The sequence below is a fragment of the Streptomyces sp. WAC05292 genome, from assembly GCF_003949955.1.
Classification (GTDB): Bacteria; Actinomycetota; Actinomycetes; order Streptomycetales; family Streptomycetaceae; genus Streptomyces; species Streptomyces globosus.
In genome coordinates this window covers 1-5250 of the sequence record NZ_RPSE01000423.1, presented here as the reverse complement: position 1 = coordinate 5250, position 5250 = coordinate 1, and the positions used below count along the sequence as shown (strand labels likewise).

5 protein-coding genes and 1 pseudogene are annotated in these 5250 nt (G+C 72.1%); 2 read left to right on the top strand and 4 right to left on the bottom strand.

The window, feature by feature from the left end; all coding sequences use genetic code 11:
* The coding region (locus EF903_RS28365; RefSeq protein WP_125547876.1) for a hypothetical protein at positions 1-744 on the bottom strand (744 nt) is incomplete at its 3' end.
* Positions 741-1262 (bottom strand): sigma-70 family RNA polymerase sigma factor, encoded by a 522-nt coding sequence (locus EF903_RS28360; RefSeq protein ID WP_246042450.1) that lies wholly within the window; start codon positions 1260-1262, stop codon positions 741-743. The genes EF903_RS28365 and EF903_RS28360, both read right to left, overlap by 4 nt.
* A gap of 499 nt (positions 1263-1761) precedes the next feature.
* Between EF903_RS28360 and metG the strand changes: the two genes are divergently transcribed.
* Both metG and EF903_RS28350 read left to right on the top strand, forming a co-directional pair.
* On the top strand, positions 1762-3477 hold the full coding sequence (gene metG, locus EF903_RS28355; RefSeq protein ID WP_125547875.1) for a methionine--tRNA ligase: 1716 nt from the start codon (positions 1762-1764) through the stop codon (positions 3475-3477).
* A 57-nt stretch (positions 3478-3534) separates the two neighbouring features.
* Positions 3535-4364: pseudogene (locus tag EF903_RS28350) on the top strand (IS5 family transposase).
* Between the two features lie 95 nt (positions 4365-4459).
* Here EF903_RS28350 and EF903_RS28345 read toward each other — a convergent pair.
* Positions 4460-4789, bottom strand: a complete 330-nt coding sequence (locus EF903_RS28345) for a DUF202 domain-containing protein (RefSeq protein WP_125547874.1) — start codon at positions 4787-4789, stop codon at positions 4460-4462.
* Positions 4786-5187 carry a YidH family protein gene (locus tag EF903_RS28340; RefSeq protein WP_125547873.1) on the bottom strand — a complete coding sequence of 134 codons (402 nt, stop codon included), beginning with the start codon at positions 5185-5187 and terminating at the stop codon, positions 4786-4788. Before EF903_RS28340 ends, EF903_RS28345 begins: the two co-directional genes overlap by 4 nt.
* Between the last annotated feature and the right edge of the window lie 63 nt (positions 5188-5250).

The following is a 5250-nucleotide window of genomic DNA, read 5'->3' as shown; positions in this document are numbered from 1 at the left end:
GCCGTCCCCCCGCCCGCACCCGCCGCCGAGCTCCGCCTCGGCCGGGCCGTCCGCCGCCGGGACCGGCGCCCGGAACGCCTCCATGACGCCCGGCAGCCCCGGCCGCGGCAGCGGCACCGGCCCCAGGTCGGGGTCGTCGAGCTGGTCGACGTGGCGCAGTACGGCCGCCTGCGCGCACAGCCTGACCTCGCGGAGGTCCCGGCGCCCGCCGGGCCGGAAGCCGCGCCGGTCCAGCTCGCGCGCCCACACCCCTGCGTCGTGGTGCTCGCCGCGCCGGGAGTGGTCGAGGAACAGGCAGTAGGCGGCGGACGCCGTCCCCGCCCGCCCGGAGCCGGCCGCGTACTGCCACCAGAACCGTGCCCCGTCGCGCAGCCCGGCCAGGTGCAGCAGGCAGCCGAAGACGGCGGCGCCGGCCAGGTCGGTGTGGGCCGTCCGCAGGAACGAGTCCAGCTGCGCCGCGGCGTGCGGGGCGCAGACCGCCTCCAGGCAGGCTGCCTTGAGGTCGCGACGGGCCCGCTCGGCGTCCAGCGGGTGGTCCGTGCCGGGGTCGCTCCAGCCGTACGCGCGGCGCCGCGCGGGCGGGGCCGCGCCCTTGCGGCGGGCGGTGCGCAGCAGGCGGGCTTCCGCGGCGCCGATGTCGTAGTGGGGGTAGCGGTCGCGGACGCCCGCCCGGGCGAGGAACTCCGCCAGCGGGCGGCGGGCGGTGTCCTCGCCGTACGGCTGCCCCTGCTCGGCCCGCGTCATGATCCGGCGGAGGCGTCGAGCAGGCGGGCGAGCCGCCGGTGCGCCTGGCCGAGCTGCGAGCGGACGGTGGCCTCGTCTACCCCCATCACGGACGCGGCCTCGCGGGGGGTGCACTGGAGGCCGTAGCGCAACAGCACGGCGTCACGCTGGCGTTCGGCGAGGCGGGAGACGGCGGAGTAGAAGCGGATGGTGTCGGCCAGCACCTCGTACCGGTCGGCTCGGGCCTCCTTGAGGGCGGCTTCGAAAGCCGTGATGTGCATGGGCTCGGGCCCGGTGCTGCGCGCCCGCTGCCGGTCGACGAGGCGCTGCTTGAGGATCGTCCACGCATAGGCGTCGAGCCGGTCCATGTGGAGCATCCGCAGCCACTCGTGCATGATCGAGTCGAACGTCGCGTCCACCGCGTCCTCGGCTGCCGCGTCGGAGCCCAGCTGCAGGTACGCGAAGCGCATGTACGAGGGCCTCCGGTTGGCGTGGAACGCCCAGTACGACAAACGTGCCGTCGGGTTCCACTGGCTCATGGGTGTGGGCCGCCGCCTTCGGCTGGGCAGTCCCACGGCCCCACCGGACTCCTCTGGTCCGCCATCGCTCACCGCTCCACCTCACCTCATGCCGCGTGCGCGGCTCAGAGTGGCAGCGCGGGCGTGCGCCGGTGCGCGGAACGATGAAGCTGGAGCATTACGTTCGGTGATGATCGGTAGCTGACGGTTTTCGACAACACCCGGCTCCAGTGGGTACGTACGCATATGCCGGACGCCGCCCCGCCCTCGGTGCCCGCCCCGCGCGACCGCCGCACGCCCCCGGAGTCGCACCGCGGACTGCGGTCGGGCGCGGCCCCCTCCGCCTGTAGCATGACCCCATGGCGAGGGCCGTGACGCTGTGGTCACTTCCCTCGCTTTTGCGTTAAGCCCACCCGAGAGAAATGCGGGCGCGTGCCCATTCGGCGGTTCGATACGATGAACCGGATCACAATCCGTCACGGCACGTCGCAACCGCATATATGAAATGGAGCATCCGAGGATGGCTCGACACCTGATCACCAGCGCGCTTCCCTACATCAACGGGATCAAGCACCTGGGCAACATGGTCGGGTCGATGCTTCCGGCGGATGTGTACGCCCGGTACCTCCGCCAGCGCGGCCACGACGTCCTCTACATCTGCGCCACCGACGAGCACGGCACCCCCGCCGAGCTCGCCGCCAAGGAGGCGGGCCTGTCCGTCGCCGAGTTCTGCGCCCAGGCCCACGACGCGCAGAAGGCCGTCTACGACGGCTTCGAGCTGTCCTTCGACTACTTCGGACGCAGCTCCTCGCAGCAGAACCGCGAGATCACCCAGCACTTCGCCCGGCAGCTCCACGCCAACGGCTTCATCGAGGAGCGTGCCATCCGGCAGGTGTACTCGCCGGTCGACGGCCGCTTCCTCCCCGACCGCTACGTCGAGGGCACCTGCCCGCACTGCGGCTACGACAAGGCCCGCGGCGACCAGTGCGAGAACTGCACCCGCGTCCTGGACCCGACCGACCTCATCGAGCCCCGCTCGGCGATCTCCGGCTCCACCGACCTGGAAGTCCGCGAGACCAAGCACCTCTTCCTGCTGCAGTCCGCGCTCCAGCACGAGGTCGAGCAGTGGGTCGCGCAGCACGAGGAGGAGTGGCCGCAGCTGGCGTCCTCCATCGCCCGCAAGTGGCTGACCGAGGGCCTGCACGACCGCGCCATCACCCGCGACCTCGACTGGGGCGTCCCGGTCCCCGCGGACACCTGGCCGGACCTGGCCGCCGAGGGCAAGGTCTTCTACGTCTGGTTCGACGCGCCCGTCGAGTACATCGGCGCCACCAAGGAGTGGGCGGACATCGACCCGGCCGCCCGCGACTGGAAGTCCTGGTGGTACGAGGCCGCCGACGTCCGCTACACCCAGTTCATGGCCAAGGACAACGTCCCGTTCCACACGGTGATGTTCCCCGCCACCGAGCTCGGCGTCCGCGAGCCCTGGAAGATGGTCGACTACGTCAAGGCCTTCAACTGGCTGACGTACTACGGCGGCAAGTTCTCCACCTCGCAGAAGCGCGGCGTCTTCACCGACCAGGCGCTGGAGATCCTCCCCGCCGACTACTGGCGCTACTTCCTCATCGCCAACGCACCCGAGTCCGACGACTCGTCCTTCACGTGGGAGCACTTCACCGCCACGGTCAACAAGGACCTCGCCGACACCCTCGGCAACTTCGTCAACCGCGTGCTGTCCTTCTCCCGCAAGCGCTTCGGCGACGAGGTCCCCGCGGGCAAGGACGCCGGCGAGGCCGAGTCCCGGCTCGGCGCCCAGATCGCCGAACTGCTGGCCGAGTACGAGACCCACATGGACGCCCTCCAGTTCCGCAAGGCCGCGGCCGCGCTGCGCGCCCTGTGGTCGGCCGGCAACTCCTACCTGGAGGAGAAGGCCCCCTGGCTGGAGATCAAGACGGACCCGGAGGGCGCGGCTCTCACCCTGCGCACCGCGATGAACCTCATCCACCTCTACTCGGTGGTCTCCGAGCCGTTCATCCCGGCGTCGGCGCGCGCGATGCGCTCGGCGTTCCGGCTGGCCGACGACAACGCCGCCTGGATCACGCAGGAGCACGCCAAGGCCCTGGACGCGGTCCCGGCCGGCACCCCGTTCACCGTTCCCCCGGTGCTCTTCGCGAAGATCACCGAGGAGGACCTGGAGGCGTACCGCGAGCGCTTCGGCGGCGCCCCGGCGGCCTGAGCCCGGGCGGCCCCTAGGGCGTGTCCGCAAAGTGGGGCGGTCGTTGGTTGATTCGTGGTGCGCCGTCATGAGCTGACTGATGAGTCGTGGGTGGTGATCGCTCCGTTGCTGGCTCCGCCGCGGATGGGCCGTCCGGTGCGGGACCGGCGGCAGGTGCTCAACGGGATCCTGTGGAAGCTGTCGACCGGGGCGGCCTGGCGGGACCTGCCGGAGCGCTACGGGCCGTGGAAGACGGTCTACGAGCGCTTCCGCCGCTGGTCGGCCGACGGCACCTGGGACCGGCTCCTGGCCCATGTCCAGCAGCACTCGGATGCCATCGGCGCCGTCGACTGGTCGATCGTGTGTGTCGACTCCACCACTGTGCGGGCCCATCAGCATGCGGCCGGGGCCCGAAAAGGGGGCCCTGGCCGGGCGAGGCGATCGGCCGGTCCCGTGGCGGGCTGACCACGAAGATCCACCTTGCCTGCGACGGCCGGGGCCTGCCGCTGGCCTTCACGGTGACCGGCGGGAACGTCAACGACTGCACGCAGCTCGAAGCGGTCATGGCCCGCATCCGCATCGCGCGGCCCGGACCGGGCCGGCCCCGGACCCGGCCCGGTCGGGTCGTCGCCGACAAGGGCTACTCGTCTCTGAAGATCCGCGCCTACCTGCGTCGGCGGGGCATTGCCACGACGATCCCGGAACGGATCGACCAGATCAACGGCCGCATCCGCAGAGGCGAAAGCCGCTGCCGGCTCGATCGGGCCGCCTACCGGCGCCGCAACGTCGTCGAACGCTGCTTCAACCGCCTCAAGCAGAACAAGGCCCTCGCCACCCGTTACGACAAACGAGCCCGCCACTACCAATCCCTGGTCACCCTCGCCTGCCTGCGGCTATGGCTCCCATGACTTTGCGGACACGCCTTAGCCCTGAACGTTCATATTTGCCCGTTATGCCCGCAATGGCGTGGGGGTGATCCGCCGACCGGACGGGCCCCGGCGCCTCAGAGGACGACCGCCACCGCGAACACCGCCAGCGCCACCGTGCACGCCACTGCCGACGATGCCGAGCGCGGTGCGAGCCCCGGCGGCCGGGCCGCGGCCAGCTCCCGCATCCGCCGCTGCGCCACCAGCAGGAACGCCAGCCACACCAGCACGATCAGCGCCGCACCGACCGCCTCCTCCGCGGCTCCGGCCCCGCGCAGCGCCTGCCGCACGCCGAGGACCGCCGCCACCGAGCAGGCCAGCGTCGTTCGCCGCCACGCCAGACGGGTCCGCTCCGGCTGGAGGCCCGCATCGCGCTCGGCGGCGGGGGAGGGGCGTACGGGGCTCACGGCCCGCCGTCCGTCCAGCCGAACAGCACCACCACGACCATGGCCGCCGCGACCAGCCCGACCCCCAACCCCAGCAGCACGGGGAACCGGGACACCGGCAGGTCCTCGCCGCGCCGCATCGCCGCCTCGCACCGCAGCCAGTGGTTGACCGCCCGCAGCGCGCACGCCGCGCCCACGCCCAGCAGGGCGAGCGCCATGCCGACGCGCACGCCCCAGCGCAGGTCCGGCAGGAACTGGTCCACCGCGAAGCCGCCGCCGACCAGCGCGAGGGCGGTCCGGATCCACGCCAGGAACGTTCGCTCGTTGGCCAGCGAAAACCGGTAATCGGGCTGCTCGCCCTCCTCGCGCACCCGCTGCGGCGCCCACCAGAGGCGGGCGGCCCTCCCGAAGTCGATCACCCGGCCAATCTACGTCCCGCCCCCGCGCCGGCGCGCGCCGCGGGGGCGGGACGTAGATTGGCC

What these genes read in the sequence shown, in the direction of transcription:
- EF903_RS28360 (WP_246042450.1), bottom strand. Translation starts at nt 1,262, where the DNA reads ATGAGCCAGTGGAACCCGACGGCACGTTTGTCGTACTGGGCGTTCCAC.
- metG (WP_125547875.1), top strand. Translation starts at nt 1,762, where the DNA reads ATGGCTCGACACCTGATCACCAGCGCGCTTCCCTACATCAACGGGATC.